The 19,043-nt window shown below is 72.2% G+C and carries 19 protein-coding genes and 1 riboswitch; of the genes, 7 read left to right on the top strand and 12 right to left on the bottom strand.

What is annotated here, in order from left to right; all coding sequences use genetic code 11:
- Positions 1-2: 2 nt before the first annotated feature.
- The 9 genes from ACFQQJ_RS00800 to trmB form a co-directional block, all read right to left on the bottom strand.
- Positions 3-785 carry an ECF transporter S component gene (locus ACFQQJ_RS00800; protein ID WP_377103157.1) on the bottom strand — a complete coding sequence of 261 codons (783 nt, stop codon included), beginning with the start codon at positions 783-785 and terminating at the stop codon, positions 3-5.
- Positions 785-2,377, bottom strand: a complete 1,593-nt coding sequence (locus ACFQQJ_RS00795) for an ABC transporter ATP-binding protein (RefSeq protein ID WP_377103156.1) — start codon at positions 2,375-2,377, stop codon at positions 785-787. The genes ACFQQJ_RS00800 and ACFQQJ_RS00795 overlap by 1 nt, the downstream gene beginning before the upstream one ends.
- On the bottom strand, positions 2,368-3,555 hold the full coding sequence (locus ACFQQJ_RS00790; RefSeq protein ID WP_377103155.1) for an energy-coupling factor transporter transmembrane component T: 1,188 nt from the start codon (positions 3,553-3,555) through the stop codon (positions 2,368-2,370). The genes ACFQQJ_RS00795 and ACFQQJ_RS00790 overlap by 10 nt, the downstream gene beginning before the upstream one ends.
- Entirely contained in the window at positions 3,534-4,355 is an 822-nt protein-coding gene (locus ACFQQJ_RS00785) for a hypothetical protein (RefSeq protein WP_377103154.1), read from the bottom strand. The genes ACFQQJ_RS00790 and ACFQQJ_RS00785 overlap by 22 nt, the downstream gene beginning before the upstream one ends.
- Positions 4,352-5,959, bottom strand: coding sequence for a hypothetical protein (locus ACFQQJ_RS00780; RefSeq protein ID WP_377103152.1), 1,608 nt, complete (start codon positions 5,957-5,959; stop codon positions 4,352-4,354). The genes ACFQQJ_RS00785 and ACFQQJ_RS00780 overlap by 4 nt, the downstream gene beginning before the upstream one ends.
- 80 nt (positions 5,960-6,039) lie before the next feature.
- Positions 6,040-6,181, bottom strand: a riboswitch (cobalamin riboswitch).
- Between the two features lie 75 nt (positions 6,182-6,256).
- Complete coding sequence (locus tag ACFQQJ_RS00775; RefSeq protein WP_377103151.1) at positions 6,257-6,622, bottom strand: hypothetical protein; 366 nt, start codon at positions 6,620-6,622, stop codon at positions 6,257-6,259.
- A 69-nt stretch (positions 6,623-6,691) separates the two neighbouring features.
- On the bottom strand, positions 6,692-7,240 hold the full coding sequence (locus tag ACFQQJ_RS00770; protein ID WP_377103930.1) for a class I SAM-dependent methyltransferase: 549 nt from the start codon (positions 7,238-7,240) through the stop codon (positions 6,692-6,694).
- A gap of 50 nt (positions 7,241-7,290) precedes the next feature.
- On the bottom strand, positions 7,291-8,106 hold the full coding sequence (gene truA / locus ACFQQJ_RS00765) for a tRNA pseudouridine(38-40) synthase TruA (RefSeq protein ID WP_377103150.1): 816 nt from the start codon (positions 8,104-8,106) through the stop codon (positions 7,291-7,293).
- Positions 8,103-8,816 (bottom strand): tRNA (guanosine(46)-N7)-methyltransferase TrmB, encoded by a 714-nt coding sequence (gene trmB / locus ACFQQJ_RS00760; protein WP_377103149.1) that lies wholly within the window; start codon positions 8,814-8,816, stop codon positions 8,103-8,105. Before trmB ends, truA begins: the two co-directional genes overlap by 4 nt.
- A 120-nt stretch (positions 8,817-8,936) precedes the next feature.
- Between trmB and ACFQQJ_RS00755 the strand changes: the two genes are divergently transcribed.
- Entirely contained in the window at positions 8,937-9,347 is a 411-nt protein-coding gene (locus tag ACFQQJ_RS00755; RefSeq protein ID WP_377103148.1) for a YccF domain-containing protein, read from the top strand.
- Between the two features lie 70 nt (positions 9,348-9,417).
- A complete protein-coding gene (locus ACFQQJ_RS00750) occupies positions 9,418-10,041 on the top strand; it encodes a MarC family protein (RefSeq protein WP_377103147.1) in 624 nt (207 codons plus the stop codon).
- A gap of 25 nt (positions 10,042-10,066) precedes the next feature.
- Here the strand turns inward: ACFQQJ_RS00750 and ACFQQJ_RS00745 are convergent, their stop codons facing one another.
- The 3 genes from ACFQQJ_RS00745 to ACFQQJ_RS00735 form a co-directional block, all read right to left on the bottom strand.
- Positions 10,067-10,762, bottom strand: a complete 696-nt coding sequence (locus ACFQQJ_RS00745; RefSeq protein WP_377103146.1) for a DsbA family protein — start codon at positions 10,760-10,762, stop codon at positions 10,067-10,069.
- Between the two features lie 74 nt (positions 10,763-10,836).
- Entirely contained in the window at positions 10,837-12,912 is a 2,076-nt protein-coding gene (locus ACFQQJ_RS00740; protein WP_377103145.1) for an elongation factor G-like protein EF-G2, read from the bottom strand.
- Positions 12,913-12,999: 87 nt separating this feature from the next.
- Positions 13,000-14,280, bottom strand: coding sequence for a citrate synthase (locus ACFQQJ_RS00735; RefSeq protein ID WP_377103144.1), 1,281 nt, complete (start codon positions 14,278-14,280; stop codon positions 13,000-13,002).
- 161 nt (positions 14,281-14,441) lie between these two features.
- On the opposite strand from ACFQQJ_RS00735, the gene ACFQQJ_RS00730 reads away from it, so the two are divergent.
- From ACFQQJ_RS00730 to glmM, 5 genes are all read left to right on the top strand, one after another.
- Complete coding sequence (locus ACFQQJ_RS00730) at positions 14,442-15,656, top strand: hypothetical protein (RefSeq protein WP_377103143.1); 1,215 nt, start codon at positions 14,442-14,444, stop codon at positions 15,654-15,656.
- Positions 15,653-16,519, top strand: a complete 867-nt coding sequence (locus ACFQQJ_RS00725) for a hypothetical protein (RefSeq protein ID WP_377103142.1) — start codon at positions 15,653-15,655, stop codon at positions 16,517-16,519. The genes ACFQQJ_RS00730 and ACFQQJ_RS00725 overlap by 4 nt, the downstream gene beginning before the upstream one ends.
- 125 nt (positions 16,520-16,644) lie before the next feature.
- A complete protein-coding gene (rplM, locus tag ACFQQJ_RS00720; RefSeq protein WP_377103141.1) occupies positions 16,645-17,088 on the top strand; it encodes a 50S ribosomal protein L13 in 444 nt (147 codons plus the stop codon).
- Positions 17,085-17,618 (top strand): 30S ribosomal protein S9, encoded by a 534-nt coding sequence (gene rpsI, locus ACFQQJ_RS00715; RefSeq protein ID WP_377103140.1) that lies wholly within the window; start codon positions 17,085-17,087, stop codon positions 17,616-17,618. The genes rplM and rpsI overlap by 4 nt, the downstream gene beginning before the upstream one ends.
- Positions 17,619-17,631: 13 nt before the next feature.
- A complete protein-coding gene (gene glmM, locus ACFQQJ_RS00710; RefSeq protein ID WP_377103139.1) occupies positions 17,632-18,999 on the top strand; it encodes a phosphoglucosamine mutase in 1,368 nt (455 codons plus the stop codon).
- Positions 19,000-19,043: the final 44 nt, after the last annotated feature.

Below are 19,043 nucleotides of genomic sequence, written 5' to 3'. Positions count from 1 at the left end.
GGCTATTCCGCCAGAGGTTGGGCCGAACTCGCGGGCGCGAACCGGGCCTGGCGGGCGCTGCGGCGCAGCAGTCGCAGCAGCGGGACGCCGAGCAGGGCGATCACCACGGCGTTGGTGAGGGCGCGGCCCAGGTTCCACCCCATCGAGGTGGCGATGTTGTACAGCACGAACCGGTGCAGGTTCTCCAGCGGGCCGAGCGTCGGGTCGAACGAGATCTGGGTGTCCTCGCCGATCCCGAACGGCCAGAACGAGAAGTCCATCACCCAGCCGTAGGCGAAGGCGGACACCATGCCGTAGGCGGCCAGAAGCAGGATCTCGGCCCGTCCGCCCGCCCGCGGCAGGAGCCCGGCGAACAGTCCGACCATGCCCGCCGCCAGCATCTGGTACGGCAGCCAGGGCCCGACCCCGGACGTGATCAACGCGGAGGTGAACAGGGTGATCGCGCCGAGCGCGAAGCCGAAGCCGGCACCGAACACCCGCCCGGCGAGGATCATCAGGAAGAAGACCAGCTCGAACCCCGCCGTCCCCGCGCTGAGCGGGCGCAGGATCGTGCCGACGGCGGCCAGCACCCCCAGCATCGCCAGCGAGCGGGCGTCCATGCGGCCCCCGGCGATCTCGGACAGCACCACCGCCAGCACCGTGGGCAGCACGAGCGCGAACATGATCGGCGCCTGCGTGGCGGACATGCCCGACTCCGGACGCAGGAACAGCGGCCAGCTGAAGGCGACCAGCCCGATCAGGGCCGCGGCCACCACGGCGACGGGCACCCGCGCACGGCCGTCCATCACAACCCCCCGCGGACGTCGGCCGGCGTGAGCACAGGGAGGGGCGCGAACACCTTCGCCATCTGTGGGGCGTAGGCGGGGGAGGAGGTGAGCAGGTCGGCGGTGGTGCCCTCGGCGATGATCTCGCCGTCGGCCATCAGCAGCGTCCGGGTGCTGGCGAGGGCGGCGAACTCGACGTCGTGGGTGCTGATCACGACCGCCACCCCCGTGGCGGCGAGGCGGTCGACGATCCGGTGCAGCTCGGCCTTGGCGCGGTAGTCCAGGCCGCGCGTCGGCTCGTCGAGCAGCAGGACGGGCGGCCGCGCCGCCAGCTGCACGGCCAGCACGAGGGCCAGCCGCTGGCCCTCCGACAGGTCCCGCGGGTCACGCTCGTCGGGCACGTCCACCCCGAGCGCGCTGAGCAGCGCCGCCGTCGTTCCGGGGGCGGCGTCGCTCTCGGCGTCCGCCTGGGCACACTCCGCGGCGACGGTGGGCAGGTACAGCAGGTCGGCCGCCGTCTGCGGCACGAGCGTCACCAGCCGCCGTGCCTCCGCGGCGGACAGGCGGCGGGGGTCCTGGCCGCCGGCGGTGATCTCGCCGGCGCAGGTGAGCGCGCCCTGGAGGGCCCACAGCAGCGACGACTTCCCGGCGCCGTTGCGTCCCAGCAGCGCGGTCACCGAGCCCTTCGGCAGGGCGACGTCCACGCCGTCGACGGCCACCACGTCGCCGAAGCGCACCTCGACGCCGCGGGCGGCGAGCGCGACGGGCCGTCCGGCGGCGGGGGCGCGCCGGGGGGCGGTCGGCGCGAGGTCCTCGGCCAGCGCCCGTCGCCGGGCCTCGCGGACGCTGAGGGGCACCTCGTCCCACCCGACGATGCGGGCCAGCTCGGCGAGCGGGGGAGTGACGGTGGCGCGCGCGAGCACCTCGCGCGGGCTGCCGTGGACGAGGCTGCCGTCCCCGGGCAGCCAGATCATCGAGTCGGCGGCCTGCATCACCCGCTCGAGGCGGTGCTCGGCCAGCACGACGGTGAGCCCGACCTCGTGGACGAGCGTGGCGATCGCCGACAGCACGTCCTGCGCAGCGGTGGGATCGAGGGCTGAGGTGGGCTCGTCGAGCACCAGCACCCGCGGCTGGGCGGCGAGGACGGCGGCGATCGCGACCCTCTGCTGCTGCCCGCCCGACAGCTCGACGAGCGGACGCCGCCGCAGGTCGGCGATGCCCACCAGGTCGAGGGTCTCCTCGACGCGCTTGCGCATGGCCACCGGGTCGATGCCGAGCTGCTCCATGCCGTAGGCGACCTCGTCCTCGACGGTGTCGGTGACGAACCCGCGCAGTGGGTCCTGGCCCACGTAGCCGACGACGTCGGCGAGGTCGCGCGGACGGTGGTGCGCGGTGTCGCGCCCGTCCACGAGCACGCGGCCGGACAGCAGCCCGCCGGTGAAGTGCGGCACCAGGCCGTTGATGGCGCCCAGCAGGGTGGACTTGCCGGTGCCGGTGGAGCCGACGACGAGGCACAGGTCGCCCTCGGGCAGGGCGAACGAGACCTGGTCGAGCGTCGGGCGATCGGCCTCCGGGTAGGTCACGGAGACCCGGTCGAAGGTGATCACCGCCATGCCGGCACCTTCGGGCGCTCGACCTGCGGCCGCAGCGAGCGGACGCGGGTGTCGTTGCGGGTCGAGGCCGTCTCGGCGACCTTCCGCGCCCGGGTGAGCGGGACGGGAGCCAGCACCAGGCCGATCACCACGAACATCGGCAGGGTGAGTTGCGGCCAGGCGAGCGGGTCTGTGGTGGGTGCCAGCGCCGCCGGGTCGAGGATCGCGGCCAGCGCAGGGCTGAGCGTGGTGGGGTCGAGCCAGCCGAGGCCGAGCACGAGCACGGCGGCCAGCACGCCGGTCGCGGCGACGAGGGTGTCGCGCCCGCGCCACGGCTGCGGACGGTAGGTGGTCACCCGCAGCCGCCGTCCGGCAGCCCGGAGGCCGAAGCCGGCCACGGTGACGCCGGCCACCAGCAGGCCCAGCGCCGGCTGCCACCAGGAGGTGCTGAGCAGCAGGAAGACCCCGATGGTGGCGGCCATCGAGGAGACCAGCATGAGTGGCAGCGTGCCCCGGGTGGGCAGGCCACGCGTCCGGGCGAAGCCGCGCGCCTCCATGCCGGCCGCGAGCGACATCGAGCGTTCGATGGCGTCCGCGAGCACGGGCATGGCGACCGTGGCCAGCGCCTTCAGGCTGGTCGACGACGCGCCGCGCAAGCGGCGCGCCCTGCGTACCCGCTGGACGCTCTCGATCAGCTGCGGCGCCACACTCAGCGCGATCACCACGGCGACCGATGCCTCGTACAGCGCGGCCGGGACCGACCGCAACGCCTGGCGCGGGTTGGCCAGGGCGTTGGCGGCACCGATGCACAGCAGCATGACCGCGAGCCGCAACGCGTCGTACAGCGTCGCGGTCAGGGCCTCTGCGGTGACGGTGCCACCGAGCTGGATGCCCGCTGCCCAGGCGGGCAGCGGGATCTCGGGAAGGGTGAACAGGACGGTCTCGCCCCGCCCGCCGCCCAGCACGATCTGGAAGAACACCCGCATGCCGATCACGAACAGCGACAGCAGCAGGTAGGCGCGGACCGACCGTGCCCAGGGTGCGGCGCTGCGACGCAGCATCACGACCGCGATCATCGCGGTCGCGACGAGCGCGAGCAGCAGCGGGTTGGTGGTGCCACTCACGGCGATCCCGATACCGATCGCCCAGCACCACCACGCCCACGGGTGCACCTGGTTCAGGGCTTCCGTCCTCTCCACAGCCACCAGCCGCCCAGGCCGGCGGCACCGGCCACGACGACCCCGCCGGCGACGAGGGCGCCCAACGGGCTGCCGCTGCCGGGGTCCTGCGGGGGACTGGTCTCCCCGGTCGCCATCGGGGTCGCCTGGTCCGCCCCGAGCGGGGTGGCTGTCGTCGCTGCCGGCGTCGGGGTCGGCGTCGGCGTGGTGCTCGGTGTGCTGCTCGCGGTGGCCGAGGCGGACGCGCTCTTCGTCGCCGTGGCCGTCGCGCTGGCGCTCGGGCTCTTCGTCGCCGACTTCGTCGGCTTGGGGCTCGGCTTGGTCGTCGTCTTCGTCGGCGACGGCGTCGGGGACGGGGTGGACGTGTCCTCGGCCGGGGGCGCGACGTTCGGCGGCACGTTCCCGCCGTCCAGCGACTGGTAGTGCCAGCCCTCCGCGTTGCCCTTCGTCGGGTGGGACGCGGTCGCCCCGAGGGTGGAGTACTTCCAGTTGGAGTAGGTGCCATCCTCGGACCGCGTCGCCTGCCAGTACGACCAGTACGCCTTGTTGATGTCGGGGCTGCCCGGCTTGCCGTTGATCTTCAGCAGGAAGCCGCCGTCGAGCACGATGCTGAAACCGGCGCTCTTCAGGGCTGCCGCACCGGTGCTGTAGCTGGTCGCGCACTTGGTGCTCGTGCCGCCCAGCGACCCGTAGTCGACGACCACCCAGACCCCGCTGCAGGCGGAGGCCTGCGGCAGCGGCGCGGCCTGGACGGGCGCGGCCGCGGCCGCGCCGACGGCGAGGGGAACCGTCAGCGCGGCCGCGAGGAGGAGACGCCTCACTTGGTGACCTTCGCGGTCGGAAGCGACGTGCGGGACACCGTCTGGTGGCCGCTGAGCTTCGCGGTCACCTTCACCGTGATCACCCGGCCGACGTCGTACTTCGTCAGCTTGTAGGTGGCCTTGGTCGCGCCGGAGATCGAGCTGCCGTTGCGGTACCAGCGGTAGCTGAAGGCGGGGACGGGATCCCAGGTGCCGGTGACGGCTCCGAGGGTCTCGCCGACCTTCGGCGTGGTGCTGGCCGGGGTGGTCTGGTTCTCGATCGTCGGCACGGGGGACGCGGCGTAGCCCTTGGGGACGCTCACCTTCAGCGTATCGTTTGAGCTGCCGGTGGGAACCCAGAGGTGGCCCTCCGCAACTCCCTTCTTGGGCGTGGAACTCGACGGGCCGGTTGACGCGTAGTCCCAGGCAGCCCACGTGCCGTCTTCATTCTGGGTCGCCTGCCAGTAGCTCCAGTAGCCGGTGTCGAACGTCGTATCGCAGGTGAGCGGGAAGCCGGTGACCTGGCACACCGATGGGCCCCACGTGGTGCTGAAGGTCTTCACGGTGAACCCGGCGCTCTTCAGCGCCGCGATGCCCGTGGAGTACGAGGTGGCGCAGCGCACGGTCTCCTGGCCGTTGCCGCGGTCGACGACCACCCACACGCCGGTGCAGGAGGTGGTGGCCGCCGGCAGCTTCGGCGCGTTCTTGGGGCACTTGCCCAGGTTGACCGAGGCGTCGAGCAGGCTCTTGCCGCTGATCAGGTAGAGCGCGTCGACGGTGGCCATCAGGTCAGACGCGGTTCCCTCGTCCAGCGAGTTCGGGAACCCGCCGTCGGCGTTCTGCACGCTCCCCAGCCACGTCTTGGCTGTGGCGACGTCCTCGCCCTCTGCGGCCAGCGCGGAGCCGAGCAGGCCGGTGGAGTCGACGGGGGAGTAGCTCGCCCAGTAGCCGTCCTCCACCTGGTTGTCGTCGGCCCAGTCCTTCGCCGCGTCCACCTGCGGGTCGAGCTGGCCGATGGCGTGCAGCGCGAGGATCCCCATGCCGGTGGTGTCGGGGTCGGCCTGGAAGCCGTTGAAGTCGTAGCCGAAGGCGCCGGTGTCGTCCTGGAGGCTGAGCAGCTTGGTGAGCAGCGTCACCGGGATGGTCGCGTCCGCCCGGTCGAGGGCGATGATGCCCAGGCTCTGGCTGAACGCGGAGTCCGACGAGCCGATCCGGCCGTCGGCCGGCAGGCCCTTGGTGACCAGCGAGACGAGGTTGTAGCCGGCGAACTTGCGCGGGTTGAGGCCCAGCGCCTCCACCGCGATCGCCAGGTTGGCCGCGCGGGCCGGGTTGAGCTTCTTGCCCGGGTACAGGTAGCCCTTCGCGCCCTTCTCCATCTGGCTCACCAGCGTGCGCAGCGCGGGCGCGTAGGTGCAGTCGTTGGCGGTGGCCAGGCCGAGCGCGACCGTGGCCGAGGCACCGACGCCGTCGGCGGTCTTCGGCAGATTGCGCACCAGGTAGTTCGCGGCCCGGGTGGCGTCGGCGGCGGCGGGCGCGGCGTCGGCGGTCGGGACGGCGGGCAGGCCGAGCAGTGCGATCACGACCGCAGACCCGGCAGCCAGGGATCGTCGGAATGAGTTGAACACGGAAGTCCTTTCGCGCGGGGCCTCCAGGTGATCCGGGGCCAACTGCGCGCGTCCGACTCGCCCGTATGCCACGACGGGTGTGAATGAGCCAGAACTTGTGCAGGCATTCCGACTTGGACGGCAGTTGCCGTCGTCACGGTTGCGGGTCAGTCCCGGACTTGCACCGGGTTCCCCTGCAAAGGTTCAGGTGGCCTCAGGCTAACCCATGGGCGGTGGCGACGGTGGCCGTGACAAGGGGTGAACCAAAAAGTACAACGGGGTGCCCGAATCGGGCACCCCGTTGCGTGGACGGCAAGGTCAGGCGGTCGGAGCCGGCGGGTCGGCCGGGGTCTCCGCGGGAGCCGGTGCCGGCGGCTCGGCCGCAGCCGCGTCCCCGTCGATGAGGTCCTTGGCCTTCTCGACAGCGTCGCCGGCCAGCTTCTGGGCGCCGGCGGCGAGCTTCTGGGCGTTCTCGGGCAGGTCCTCCGCGAAGTCCTTCGCTGCCGCGGACGCGTCGGCGGCGAGCTTCTGGGCGTTCTCGGGCAGGTCCTCCGCGAAGTCCTTCACCGCCTCGAAGGCGTCACCGGCGACGTCCTTGGCCTTCTCGCCGAACTCCTTGGCCTTGCCCAGCAGGCCGCCGAGGAAGCCTTCCGCGCCTTCCTTGGGGGTGTTCTCTTCAGTCATGCGTTGCCCTTCTGTTCTCGTAGGGAGCGACGCTGCAAGCCTAGGACGCGAGGGCCTCCGCGGGGAGGGCTACGGCGCGGATTCAGCACGCACGGAGAACACCCGGAATCCCTTGGCGCTGGCCTCCCGCTCGCAGCGGTAGCCCGAGGAGTTGAGCCACGCCTGGAGCGAGTCCGCGCCGAGGTTCCGGCCGACCACCAGGCGCGCCGTCCCGCCCGGCGCGAGCCGCGGCAGCCAGGTGAGCAGCAGTTCGTGCAGGGCGGCCTTTCCGATCCGGATCGGCGGGTTCGACCAGATCTCGTCGTAGCGGGCGTCCGGGTCGGCGTCCGCGGGCGCCAGCGGACGGACGCGGTCGCCCACGCCGTGGGCCGTGGCGTTCGCCGCGCACAGCTCCAGCGCACGGGCGTTGGTGTCGACGGCGTCCACCACCGCCTCCGGGCAGGCGGTGGCGAGCGCGACGGCGAGCACCCCGTACCCACACCCCAGGTCGAGCAGCCGGGTGGCCCCGGCCGGCGGCACCGACTCGCGCAGCAGCACAGACGTGCCCAGGTCGAGCCCGTCGGCGGAGAACACCCCGTCCGCGGTCGTGAACGTCCAGTCGGTGTCCCAGAACCGCATGCCCACCTCGCGGCGGTGCTCCTCGCCGGTGGGTGTGTGGAAGTAGTGGCTCACGACTGCTCCTCCAGGGTCCGGAACGCTCTCGCCTCGCGTGCGCGGTCGGCCAGCCGGTCGTCCGGCGGGTAGCCGACCTCCTCCAGCACCAGCCCGCGCGCGGCCATCACCGGCACGTCGCCCGCACGCCCCGGCGCCTCCAGCAGACCGTGCAGCCAGTCGCCGTCGCGACGCCCGGTGCCCACCTCCACCAGGGCGCCCACCAGCGAGCGCACCATCGAGTGGCAGAACGCGTCGGCCCGCACGCCGATCTCGACGCGGCCGTCCGCGGTGCGCACGGCGTGCAGCACCTGGAGTTCGCGGATCGTCGTCGCGCCCTCGCGCGCCCGGCAGAAGGCGGCGAAGTCGTGCAACCCGAGCAGTCCCCCGCCGGCCTCGTTCAGCCGGTCGACGTCGACCTCGCCGCGGACGGTCGCCGTGGTGTGCCGCACCAGCGGGTCGAGCGTCCGGTCGGCCAGGCGGTAGGCGTAGCGGCGCCAGATCGCGGCGAAGCGCGCGTCGAACCCCGGCGGCGCCACCCGCACGCTGTGCACGGCGAGGTCCTCGGGAAGGGCGCGACGCAACCGGCGCTGGAGCGTGGCGGCCACGTCCTCGGGCCCGGACAGGTCGAGGTCGACGTGCGCCACCTGCCCGCGGGCGTGGACGCCGGCGTCCGTCCGTCCCGCGCAGGCCAGCACCGGGGGCGCGGGCAGCCGCAGCACGCGGCCGATCCACGACTCCAGCTCGCCCTGCACGGTGCGCAGGCCGGTCTGGGCCGCCCACCCGTGGAAGCCGGTGCCGTCGTAGCCGAGGTCGAGGCGGTAGCGGGTCATGCGCGGCGGTAGGCGAGGTCGTGGATGGTGCGCCCGGCCTCGAGGCCGCGCCGCTCGTACTTGGTCACCGGGCGCGCAGCGAAGCGGGGGGCCCACCCGTCGTGGCAGTTCACCAGGCCCGGCTCTGCGTCCAGCACCTCGCGCATCGCCTCGGCGTAGTCGTCCCAGTCGGTGGCCAGCCGCCACACCCCGCCCGGCGCGAGCCGGGAGGCGACCAGGGCGGCGAACGCCGGCCCGACCAGGCGCCGCTTGTGGTGGCGCGCCTTGTGCCACGGGTCGGGGAAGAACGTCCACAGCTCGCTGAGCTCTCCCTCGCCGACCACGCTCGCCAGCGCCTGCGCACCGTCGGCGACCACCAGCCGCACGTTGCCCACGCCGTGGCGCGCCAGCCGTCCCAGCGTCGAGGCGACCGCGGGGGTGAACACCTCGAACGCCACCAGGTTCGCCTCCGGCATGGCTTCGGCGAGCGCGGTGATCGCGTGCCCGGTGCCCGAGCCGATCTCCACCTTCAACGGCGCCTCGCGGCCGAACACCGCCGTCCAGTCGACCGTGGCGTGGCTCGCCACGGACGTCTCGCGCTCCCCGGCGGGCAGCGCGACCACCCAGGCGTCCCGGTGGGCGTCCCACGCGCGCTGCTGGGACTCGTTCATGCGCCCGCTGCGCCGCACGTAGGAGACCACGTCACGATGGATGCGCTGGTCGACGGGCATGGCCGACATTGTAGGGACGCGGCCGCCGGGGGCACGTCAGGGGAGCGTCAGGGTCGCCACCGCTGGGGAAACGGCCCGGCACCCGGTTTGATGGACGGTGCGTTTCGAACAAGGAGAGGTATGCGCGCGATTCTGAACATCATCTGGCTGGTCCTGGGCGGGTTCTGGCTGGCCCTGGGCTACATCGCCTTCGGCGTGCTCGCCTGCGTCCTGATCATCACCATCCCGTTCGGCATCGCGTCCTTCCGGATGGCCGGCTACGCGCTGTGGCCGTTCGGCCGCGCGGTGGTCGCCAAGCCGTCCGCGGGCATCGGCTCCGGCCTGGCCAACGTGATCTGGTTCCTCATCGCCGGGCTGTGGCTGGCCATCGGCCACGTCACCACCGCCGTCGCGCAGGCCGTGACGATCATCGGCATCCCGCTGGCGGTCGCCAACCTGAAGATGATCCCGGTCACCTGCTTCCCGTTCGGCAAGGACATCGTCGACAGCCGGCTGCTGCCCCCGGGCACGCGTCCGCTGCACAGCCTCTGAGCCGCGCGGGCGCCGCCGGCGGCGTCCCCCCGATTCTGCGGTGCGGGCCCCCCGGCCCTAGGCTGGGCCGGTGGGCCAGTTCTTCAACCTTGATCTGTTCCTCGCCACAGCCGTCACCCTCTGGGTGATCGTCGACCCTCCCGGCCTGCTGCCGGTGTTCCTCGGCCTCACCAACTCCCTGGACGAGAAGCAGCGCCGTCGCGCCGGCGACCGGGCCTCCCTCGTCGCGTTCGGTGTGATCGCCCTGTTCGCCCTCTTCGGGCGCCAGATCCTCGACTACCTCCACGTGTCGGTGCCCGCCATGCAGGTGTCCGGCGGGTTGCTGCTGCTGCTGATCGCCCTCGACCTGCTGATGGGCGGGGGCTCGGAGCCCACGAGCCACGACGGCGTGAACGTGGCCATCGTGCCGCTCGGGACGCCGCTGATGGCCGGCCCGGGCGCGATCGTCGCCACCATGCTCGCCGTGCAGGAGGCGCCGGGGGTCACCGGCTACCTCACCGTCGGCGCTGCGCTGGTGGTCGTGATGGTGCTGGTGTGGCTCTTCCTGCGCTACGCCGGCCTGATCCGGGCCGTCCTGCGCGAGTCGGGCACCGTGCTGGCCTCGCGCATCGCGGGCCTGCTGCTGTCGGCGATCGCCGTGCAGATGGTCGCCGACGGGGTCTTCGGGTTCCTCGCCGACCAGGCCGCCCGCTGAGCCGGGCCGCGGCGGGGCTCCCGCGTCAGCCCGCCGCCGGCACGGCCTCGTCCCACACCTGGCGCAGGGCCTGGTCGAACACCTCCGGCGGCTGGGCCCCGGACAGGCCGTAGCGCCCTGCGAGCACGAAGAAGGGGACGCCGCGGATGCCGAGTCGCGACGCCTCGTCGACGTCGGCGCCGACCAGGGCGTCCAGCTCTTCCGACGTGAGCGCCTCCCGGGCCGCGCCGGCGTCCAGGCCGACCGAGGTGGCGATCCCGACCAGGGTGTCCGGGTCGCCGGTGTCGAGGCCGTCGCTGAAGTGCGCGGCGAACAGCGCCAGCTCCAGCCGCCAGGCGGCGTCCCCGGTGGGGTCGGCCTGCTTCGCGTGCTGGATGAGCCGGTGGGCGCGCCGCGAGTTCGCCACCTTCAGGGCGTCGAAGTCGAGCGAGAGACCGTCGGCGGCCGCGATGCCGGCCACCCGTCCGACCATCTGCGACACCGAGGCCGGGTCGAGCCCCTTGGCCGCGGCGAGGTACTCCGCCTCCGTGCCGGGGTAGGAGTCGGGCAGGCCGGGGTCGAGCTGGAACGAGTGCAGTTCCACCTCCACGGCCTCCGCGTGCTCGAAGCGGGCCAGCGCCGCCTCCAGGCGGGTGAGGCCGATGAAGCACCACGGGCAGGCGATGTCGGACCAGATGTCGATGCGCACGACGACCCCGAACGCCGCGGCGCCCGTCCCCATTCCCCCCACCGACGCCGGAACGCCGTGAGCGGCCGACGGTGCGGCCGGCTCACGGCGTACGGAGTGCGTGGCGGTCAGTTCGTCTTGGCGTACTTGTCCATCAGGGACGCGGGCAGGAGCTCGTAGCCGTGGAACTCGCGGGTGAAGGTGCCCGAGCCGTGCGCGATGCCGCGCAGGTCGATGGCGTAGCGCGCGAGCTCGGTCTGCGGCACGAGGGCCCGGATGATCGCCTTGTGGTTGTCGGAGTCGGAGCCGAGCAGCTGCCCGCGGCGTCCCGACAGGTCGGTCATCACCGCGCCGAGGTACTCCTCGCCGACGGTCACCGTCACCAGGTCGAGCGGCTCGAGCAGGGCCACGGTCTTCGGGGTGGCCGCCTCCTTGATCGCCAGCGAGCCGGCGAGCTGGAAGGCCATGTCGGAGGAGTCCACCGAGTGCGCCTTGCCGTCGAAAAGGGTGACCCGCACGTCGACCATCGGGTAGCCGGCGAAGACGCCCTTCTCGAGCTGGTTGCGGATGCCCTTCTCGACGCTGGGGATGAACTGCCGCGGGACCGCGCCACCGACGACCTTGTCGACGAACTCGAAGCCGGCGCCGCGGGGCAGCGGCTCGACCTCGATGTTGCACACCGCGTACTGGCCGTGCCCGCCGGACTGCTTGACGTGGCGTCCCAGCGCCGTGGCCTTGGCGATGAAGGTCTCGCGCAGCGGGATCTTCAGCTCCTCCTGCTCGACCTTGACGCCGTAGCGGTCGGTGAGCCGTGCGGTCAGCAGGTCGGCGTGGGCCTGGCCGGTCGTCCACAGCACCAGCTGGTCGCTGCCACCCCGGTCGAGCCGGACGGTGGTGTCCTCCACGGCCAGGCGCTGGAGGGCGCCGGCCAGCTTGTCCTCGTCGTTGCGGGTCGCCGCGCGGATGGCCAGCGGCAGCAGCGGCTCGGGCAGGTTCCACGGCGCCACCAGGGCCGGGCGGTCCTTCGCCGACAGGGTGTCGCCGGTCTCGGCCGTCGACAGCTTGGGCACCATCACGATCTCGCCGGCGATGGCGGACGGGCGCGGCTTGAGCTCTGTGCCGACCGCGGCCTGGATCAGGCCGACCCGCTCGTCGTTGTCGTGGTCGGGGTGGGCGTCGTCGGCCTTGGGGCGGTGGCCGGAGATGTGCACCAGGTCCTCGGCCTTCAGCGTGCCGGAGAAGATGCGCACCATCGACAGCCGGCCGGCGAACGGGTCGGTGGTGGTGCGGATGACCTGGGCCACCAGCGGCGCGGACGGGTCCGTCGGCGGGGTGGGCAGCTCCTTGCCGTCGGGGGAGGTGACCGGCGGGTTCGGGTGCAGGGACGGGGTCGGGAACCCGTGCTCGATCAGCCGCAGGAGCTCCTCGACGCCCACGCCGGTGTTCGAGGCCACCGGGACGACCGGGTACAGATTGGCGGTGGCGACCGCCTTGCGGAGGTCGTCCAGCAGGTACTCGGTGTCGAGCTCCTCGCCGCCGAGGTAGCGGTCCATGAGGGAGTCGTCCTCCGCCTCCTGGATGATCGCCTCGATCAGCGGGCCGCGCCACGTCTCGACGTGGGAGTCGTCGGCGGTGAGCTTGCGGTTGACGACCTCGCCGCCGGAGTAGTCGTGCTCCTCCAGGCTCAGCAGTCCGATGTTGCCGATGATGCCGTCCGGGCTGATCGTCGGCACGTGGGTGGGCAGGACGCCCTCGCCGAACTTGTCCTGCGCCTCCGCGACCGAGCCGTCGAAGTCGGCGTGGCCGGCGTCCAGCTTGGTGAGCGCGATGATCCGCGGCAGGTTGGCCGCGGTGCACTCCTCCCACAGGGCCTGGGCCGCGCCGTCGATGCCGTCGGCGGCGGAGATGACGAAGATGGCCGCGTCCGCGGCGCGGATGCCGGCCCGCAGCTCACCGACGAAGTCGGGGTGCCCGGGGGCGTCCAGCAGGTTGACCAGCACCTCGCCGCTGACGATCGAGGCCAGGTAGAGCTGCGCGGCGCGCTCGGCGTCCTCCTTCTCGCCGCGGTAGCCGGCCAGCCGAGCCTTGAGCAGCTGCTCGAACAGTGACGTCTTCCCCGAGCCCGCGTTTCCGATCAGTACGACATTGCGGACGTCGTCGGGACTGGTCACCTGCATCGAGGCAGCGCTCAACTTTGAACTCATGGGGAATACCTTGCCACGCAGGCTCTGCTCCGCAAGGGCAAACCCGGCAATCCCCGCTGACTTGGGCGGGGACGGTCCACAGCGCCCCTAGGCGCGCTCCTCCATGGGCACGTACGCGCGGGTCCGGTGACCGGTGTAGATCTGCTTGGGCCGCATGATCTTCTGCTCGGGATCGGTGATGAACTCCTGGTACTGGGCGGCCCAGCCGGACGTCCGCGGCACCGCGAACAGCACCGTGAACATCTCCGGCGGGAAGCCGAGCGCCTCGTAGATCAGGCCGGAGTAGAAGTCGACGTTCGGGTAGAGGCGCCGCTTCACGAAGTACTCGTCGGTGAGGCCGTACTTCTCCAGTTCCTGCGCCACCTTCAGCAGCGGGTTCACCCCGGTCACCTCGAAGACGTCCTCGACGGACTTCTTGATGATCTTCGCGCGCGGGTCGTAGTTCTTGTAGACGCGGTGGCCGAAGCCCATCATCCGGGCCTTGCCGGCCTTGACGCCCTCGATGAACTCGGGCACGCGCTCGACCGTCCCGATCTCGCGCAGCATGCGCAGCACCGCCTCGTTCGCGCCGCCGTGCAGCGGCCCGTGCAGCGCGCCGATGCCGGCCGAGCAGGACGTGAACAGGTCGTTGCCGGAGCTGGCCACCGAGCGGACGGCGTTCGTCGAGCAGTTCTGCTCGTGGTCGGCGTGGAGGATGAACAGCACCTCCATCGCCCGGATGAGCCGCGGGTCCGCCTCGTAGCGCCGCTCGTTCTGCTTGAACAGCATGGCCAGGAAGTTGTGGCAGTACCCGTACTTGTCGTCGGGGTTGATGTAGGGCTTCGCCTTGCCCTTGCGGTAGGCGAACGCGGCCAGCGTCGGCATCTTGGCGATGAGCCGGGCGATGTTCAGGTCGCGGGCCGACTTGTCCTCGAAGTTCTGGGCGTCGGGGTAGAAGGAGAAGAACGCCGCCACCGACGCCATCAGGATCGTCATCGGGTGCGCGTCGTAGGGGAAGCCGGCCAGCACGGTCTTGAGCTTGTCCGGCAGCATCCGGTGCTCGGTGATCAGCAGCTCCCACTCCTGGAGCTGGGCCGCCGTCGGCAGCTCGCCGTTCAGCAGCAGGTAGGCGACCTCGAGGTAGGTGGACTTCTCGGCCAGTTCCGCGATCGGGTAGCCGCGGTACTCCAGCACCCCGGCATCGCCGTCGATGTAGGTGATCGAGGAGTGGCAGACGGCGGTGTTCATGAAGCCCGGGTCGAAGGTGGCCAGCGGCTCGCCCCCGACCGGGAACTGTCGCAGGTCGGTGGCCCGGATCGTTGCCTCGGTGACCGCCAGTTCGGCCTCGACGCCGGCGGCGGGAAAGCGGATCTCGAGAGTGTCGGGCATGGGGGTCACGATAGGGGGGTTGTATTTCCGGCGGATGTCGTCTTGCGGTGAGGCGCTCCGGGCGGTGCCGTCGCACGAGTGGTACACGCCGTCGGTAACGATCGGGTTGCTCCCCATTCAACGGCCGGTGAGAACGGCCGGCCGTCCCTAGGGTGGCGGGCATGATCCGGAACCGGTTGCCCTGGCTGGCCAGGCCCTGGTTCTTCGTCGCCGTGCTGCTCCTGGCCCTGAACGACCACCTGTTCAAGGCGACGTGGCCGGGCCCGGTCACAGGGAAGCTCAGCGATGTCGCGGGACTGGTGGTGGTCGCGACCCTGGTTTCCGTGCTGGTCGGGCCGGGCCCGGGGACCGTGCTGGCCGGCCTGGCCTTCCTCGCGCTCAAGACCGTGCCGGGCGTGGCCGAGGCGGTCGCCCCGCTGCTGGGTGGCGGCACCACGCTGCGCGACGCGACCGACCTCGTGGCGCTCCTCGCGCTGCCCCCGCTGTGGGTCGTCCTCCGGCGGCGCGGTCCCGTCCCGTCCTCGCGTACCCGGCGGGGCTGGGCCGTGCTGGGGCTGCTCGCCGCGGTGGCCGCGACCACGGCGACCTCGCCCCCACCGCCCAGCGAGGTGCGGGCCGTCGGGTACACCGACGGCGCCTTCCACGCCGAGGTGTACCTCGAGGGCGGGTACGGCAGCCGGTGGATGCGCAGCACCGACGCCGGGGTGACGTGGGCGAGGGAGGACGACCCGGGCCCGATCCCCGAGGCCGAGCGCCTCGGGCACGACGGCAGCCAGCAGTCCTGCGTTCCCGATGGCGTGTGCCTCCGGGTGGCCGGGGTCCACGTCGCGGGCAGCCAGGAATGGGACCGGGGCTGGTGGATCCAGCGGCGGGTGCCCGGGGGCGACTGGAGGGCCGAGAAGTACCTCGGGTCGAGCAGCTACCGGGTCAACGGGATCGCGATCGACCCGGCGAGCAGCGAGCACGCCGTGGTGGCGGTGGGGACGACCGTGCAGGTGCGCACCCCGTCCGGCGCCTGGCGCGCGGTGGACCTGGTGGCGCCGGCCAGCGACCCCGAGTGGCAGCGCGAACTGGTGACATCGCTGGGCACCCCCGGGTTCGGCCTCGTGGTCTTCGTGCTGGCCAGCCTCCTGGGCTGGCTCCTGGTGCCGTGGCTCGCCGCACGGGTGGTGTTCCAGGTGATGAACGTCCTCGCGCTCGGGGTCGTGTTCGTCCTCGGCGTCCTGGCCTCCCCGGTGAGGCGGGTGCAGATGTATGCGACGTGGGCGCTGGTCGTGGTCGTCCTTGCCGTCCTGATGAGGTTCACGTGGTGGCTCGACCGGCGATCCCGGCGGGCGGCCGGGGGGACGGAGCCCCCGGAAGCGGGATCGGGATGACGGCCGGGCCGGCCGCGAAGAGGATCGTGGCCGGGGTCGGGCTGCTGGTCGCGGCGTGGGTGGTCGTGACCGGCGGCGCCGCGACGCTCCGGGCGCCAGCCCCCTTCGGCGGGGTGGAGGAGGCCGGCTACGCCGGTGGCGCCTTCTACGTCCGGGTTGAGCCGGACTACGGCGTCGGCGAGCGCTGGCTCGCGAGCACGGACGGGGGACTCACGTGGTGGCGGTCCGGGCGTCCGCTCGCCCTGGCGTCCGCGCCGAAGGTCGGGTCCGAGGCCTGGTCGGCCTGCGCCGGGGACGGCACCTGCTACCGGGCGCGGATGGACTACCCGGAGGGTTACCCGAGGACCTCCCGCAGCCGTCACCTGGTGGAGCGCCGCGTCGGGGGCGGCGACTGGGTGGTCGAGGCCGACCCCGACACCGCACCGGCCTTCATCGGACTCGCGGTGGACCCTGCCGACAGCGCGCGGGCCGTGGCGATCAGCTGGCGCTACGCCTTCGTGCGCGATCCCGCCGGGACCTGGCTGGAGCGGGACGTCGTCGAGATCGGCAGCGATCCGCCGCCGGTCCGCCGCCTCGTCGCGTGGGTGGACAGCGGCCTCACCAGCACCGTCCTCGCGGTGCTGCTCAGCGTGTTCTGCTGGTGGGCTCTGCCGTCCCTGCAGGCGAAGTGGATCGCCCAGCTGTCGATCCTCGCCGTGCGCGGTGTGCTGTACGCGGCCGGCCTGTTCATGCTCGGTGGCGGGATGTTCTGGGCGAACATCGTGTGGCCCGCGGTGACGGTCGGCGTCGTCCTCCTCGTGCGGCGCGGTCAGGGCCGGCCCGGGCGGAGTGTCACGCCCCCGGAGGGGCGCGGGCAGTGGTAGGAGAGCCCGGTTTTGACCCCCTGATCAGGGCACGGTAATCTAAGGCGCTGTTGCGCTGAGGTCCGCCCTGAGGGTGGATCCCGCACCGCGAAGAGCTACAACTCATGGAAGCAGGTCGCAGACTCGTGTCTACGTACAGCCCCAAGCCTGGCGAGATCACCAGGGACTGGCACGTGATTGATGCCGAGGACGTCGTCCTCGGCCGGCTGGCCGTCACTGCGGCTACCCTGCTGCGCGGCAAGCACAAGCCGCAGTTCGCGCCGCACGTCGACACCGGCGACTTCGTCGTGGTCGTGAACGCGTCCAAGATCGCCCTCACCGGCAACAAGGCCACCGACAAGATGGCGTACCGCCACTCCGGTCGTCCGGGCGGCCTGAGCGCGGTTCCCTACGGCGAGCTCCTCAAGACCGACCCGCGCAAGGCCGTCGAGCGCGCGGTGTGGGGCATGCTGCCCAAGAACAAGCTGGCTCGTCAGCTGATCAAGAAGCTCAAGGTCTACAGCGGCCCCGAGCATCCCCACAGCGCGCAGAAGCCGCAGCCCTACCAGATCACCCAGATCGCTCAGTGAGCCGAGGAAGCACCGTGACCGAGACCGTCGAAGAGACCGTGGCCGACGAGGTCGTCCCCTTCGTTGAGGACGATCGGGAGATCGCCTACCGCGCCGAGGCCCAGCCGAGCGCCCCGCTGCCGGGCGGCCGTCCCGCCGTCGTCGCCCCTGCCGGCGCCACCGGCCGCCGCAAGGAGGCCATCGCCCGCGTCCGGATCAAGCCGGGCACCGGCCAGTTCTCGATCAACGGTCGCACCCTCGAGGACTACTTCCCGAACAAGCTGCACCAGCAGACCGTCAACGAGCCCTTCGTGACCGCTGCGGTCGTCGGCTCCTACGACGTCATCGCGACGATCGTCGGCGGCGGCGTGACCGGCCAGGCCGGTGCGCTGCGCCTGGGCATCGCCCGCGCGCTGAACGCCGTGGACGCAGAGGCGAGCCGTCCGGCCCTGAAGAAGGCCGGCCTGCTGACCCGCGACGCCCGCGTCAAGGAGCGCAAGAAGGCCGGCCTCAAGAAGGCCCGCAAGGCTCCTCAGTACAGCAAGCGCTGATCCGGGTCGGGCCGTGGCTCGACTTTTCGGAACCGACGGGGTTCGCGGCACCGCGAACCTCGAGCTGACCGCCGAGATCGCTCTCGAGCTGTCGGTCGCGGCCGCCCACGTGCTGGGCGAGGCGGGCGCGTTCGGTGCGTCCCGCCGTCCCGTGGCACTGGTCGGGCGCGACACCCGTGCCAGTGGGGAATTCCTTGAGGCCGCAGTGGTCGCTGGCCTGGCGTCCGCCGGGGTGAACGTCGTGCGGCTGGGCGTCATCCCGACCCCGGGCGTCGCCCACCTCGTGGGACACCTCGACGCCGACCTCGGCGTGATGCTGTCGGCCAGCCACAACCCGATGCCCGACAACGGCATCAAGTTCTTCGCCCGTGGCGGCGTCAAGCTCGACGACACGATCGAGGACGCCATCGAGCAGCGCATGGACGAGGTGTGGCTGCGTCCCACCGGAGCCGGTGTCGGCCGCGTGATCGACGACCCCGGCGCCATCGAGGCCTACGTCGCGCACCTCGTGGCCAGCCTCGGCGCCGACGCCAGCCTCGAGGGACTCACGGTGGTCGTCGACTGCGCCAACGGTGCGGCCTGCCTCACCGCCCTGGCCGCCTTCGACGCCCAGGGCGCGACCGTCGTCCCGCTGCACGCCGAGCCCGACGGGCTGAACATCAACGACAACTGCGGCTCCACCCACATGGCCTCGCTCCAGGCGGCCGTTCTCGAGCACGGCGCGGACCTCGGCATCGCGCTCGACGGGGACGCCGACCGCTGCCTGGCCGTCGACCACACCGGCGAGGTCGTCGACGGCGACCAGATCCTGGCCATCCTCGCCCTCGCCATGCGCGAGCAGGGCACGCTGCACAGTGACACCGTGGTGGCGACCGTGATGAGCAACCTCGGCTTCCTCAACGCCATGCGCGACGCCGGCGTCCACGTCGACCAGACCAAGGTCGGCGACCGGTACGTGCTGGAGGCGATGAACGCCAACGGTTTCACCCTCGGCGGCGAGCAGTCCGGCCACGTGATCATGAGCGAGTTCGCCACCACCGGCGACGGCGTGCTCACCGCCCTCCACCTCGCCGCCCGCATGGCGCGGACGCGGCACACCCTGCGCGACCTCGCCGCGGTCGTGACCCGTCTGCCCCAGGTGCTGGTGAACGTGCCGAACGTGAACAAGGCGCGGGCCGGCATCGACCCGGTGGTGAACGCCGCCGTGTCCGCAGAGTCGAGGGCACTGGGCCGCAACGGCCGCGTACTGCTGCGTCCGTCCGGCACCGAACCGCTGGTGCGGGTGATGGTCGAGGCCGACACCGCGGAGCGTGCCATGGAGGTCGCCCAGCGCCTGGCAGAGGTGGTCCGCGACCGCCTGAGCCTCGAGCCCGCGCGCTGAGCGCCTCGCCCGTCCCTCGTCCCGGTCCCCGTCCGCCTACGGGG

The sequence above is a fragment of the Propionicimonas sp. T2.31MG-18 genome, from assembly GCF_964266745.1.
Taxonomy (GTDB): domain Bacteria; phylum Actinomycetota; class Actinomycetes; order Propionibacteriales; family Propionibacteriaceae; genus Propionicimonas.
The sequence above is the reverse complement of the archived record's forward strand: the minus strand, read 5'-3'. Positions and strand labels throughout refer to the sequence as shown.